General features: G+C 55.7%; 1 protein-coding gene. It reads right to left on the bottom strand.

The window, feature by feature from the left end; translation table 11 throughout:
• Positions 1–140 precede the first annotated feature (140 nt).
• Positions 141–1,835 (bottom strand): phospho-sugar mutase, encoded by a 1,695-nt coding sequence (locus tag DW892_RS10245; RefSeq protein ID WP_055252695.1) that lies wholly within the window; start codon positions 1,833–1,835, stop codon positions 141–143.
• Positions 1,836–2,052: the final 217 nt, after the last annotated feature.

Below are 2,052 nucleotides of genomic sequence, written 5' to 3'. Positions count from 1 at the left end.
GGGGCGCCGGGGGCGGGAATCTGGGCGTACACATTTCCTACACATATAAGGACTCTCGGCTGGCTGGGTAAATATAAGAGGGGACCTCGTTTCCGAGATCCCCTCTTTCGCCTATCTACAGTAATAGACTCTTAAATACCTTATGCCAGCAGCTTGCGACCGGACTCTTCAATCGCGTCAAGTGCTGCATCAGCTTCGGCGGCATCCGCGCCCTTGGCAAAGATATACAGCTTGATCTTGGGCTCGGTACCGGAAGGACGGACGATACCCTTGTTGCCACCCTCGAGATCGAACTCAATGACATTAGCCTTCGGCAGGCCGTTCACGCAGGTGTTGTAGTCCACGACGGCCTCAATCTTGGAACCGGCGAGCTCCGCGGGCGGGTTCTCGCGCAGACCAGCCATGATGCCGGCCATCTTTGCCGCACCCTCAGCGCCCGGATAGCTCAGCGAAATCGTCTTGTTGTGATAGTAGCCATACTTCTCGTACAGCTCGTGCATCGCGTCGGCGAGGTTCTTACCCTGCAGCTTGTAATACTGAGCCATCTGGCAAATCAGCAGCGAAGTGCTCACGGCGTCCTTGTCGCGCACGTGATCACCAGCCAGATAACCGTAGCTCTCCTCAAAACCGAAGATAAAGCGATCGACTTCACCGGCATCGGAAAGCGAGGTAATGATGTCACCGATGTACTTGAAGCCCGTCAGGCAGCGACGGAGCTCAAAGCCATATTCCTCGGCCAGAGCATCGACCATGGCGGAAGAAACAATGGTAGTAACCGCGACCTTCTTAGTGAGGTCCTCGCCGCGGGCGGCACGGGTCTTGCAAATATAGTCGAGCAACAGGACGCCCATCTCGTTACCGGTCAGCAGCAGATAGTCATCGCCATTCTTAACGGCAACGCCAACACGGTCGGCGTCGGGATCGGTCGCAAGCAGCAGATCGGGGTGAACCTGCTCGCAGAGATCGATGCCCTTCTGCATGGCCTGTCGGATCTCGGGGTTAGGATACGGGCAGGTCGGGAAATCGCCGTTAGGTTCCTTCTGCTCGGGAACAACCGTGACATCAGTGATGCCAGCGCGCTCGAGCACCGTGGTGACGGGAATGAGGCCGGTACCATTCAGCGGCGTATAGACAAGCTTGAGCGGTGCGCCGGCAATCTCCTCGGCAGAAAGATTCGTAACGCCGCGAGCGAGAACGGCGTCGTAATAACGCTCGAGGCACGAGTCATCGATCCATTTGACCAGGCCCTGCTCAAGAGCCTCATCGAAGTCCATGGACTTCACACCGGTGAACGTATCGGTCTCGGCGATAGCCTTAGAAATTGCATCGGCGGCCTCGCTGGTGATCTGGCAGCCGTCGGGGCCATAGGCCTTATAGCCGTTATACGGTGCCGGGTTATGACTAGCGGTCATGCAAATGCCACCGGAGCACTTAAGATCACGGACGGCCCAGGAGAGCGTCGGCACAGGAGAAATCTTGGGATAAACGAGGGCAGTCACGCCGTTTGCTGCAAGAATGGCAGCCGTCGTCTTAACGAACAGCTCACCTTTATTGCGGCTATCGCGAGCGATGGCAACCGTTGGATGCTCGAAGGTCGCATTGAGGTAGTCAGCGAATCCCTGGGTCGCACGACCGACCGTATAGATATTCATACGGTTAGTGCCCGCACCGATAGTGCCGCGAAGGCCGGCAGTACCGAAGGCGAGATCTTGGAAGAAAGCATCGGTGATGGCGTCCTCATCACCCTGCTCCTTCATCGTGTTAAGCTCAGCGAGGAGCTCCTCGTCCTTGACATTGGCAATCCAAGTATCAAGCAGCTCATGAACATCTGCCATGTGAGTCCTTCCTTCACAATCAATAAAACGACCCGTGTAAAACAGGACAAGCGCAGCAGTGCGCTAAAGCAAATATTAGTCCATTGAGAACAGAGAACCGACCAAAGAACGGTGAACGTCTATATTCAGCGGTGGATGATTAAATTGATTTAATTGCATAAGGAATGTTGCCCGTAAACGCAAAAAAGGGGGAGGCCGCGAGGCCTCCCCCTTCTTC

The organism is Collinsella sp. AM40-7AC, assembly GCF_003468125.1.
In the GTDB taxonomy this organism is placed as follows: Bacteria; Actinomycetota; Coriobacteriia; order Coriobacteriales; family Coriobacteriaceae; genus Collinsella; species Collinsella aerofaciens_O.
This window is presented reverse-complemented; position numbering and strand designations above follow the sequence as displayed.

Excerpts from the sequence above, each read along its gene's own strand:
- DW892_RS10245 (WP_055252695.1), bottom strand. The coding sequence starts at position 1,835 with ATGGCAGATGTTCATGAGCTGCTTGATACTTGGATTGCCAATGTCAAG.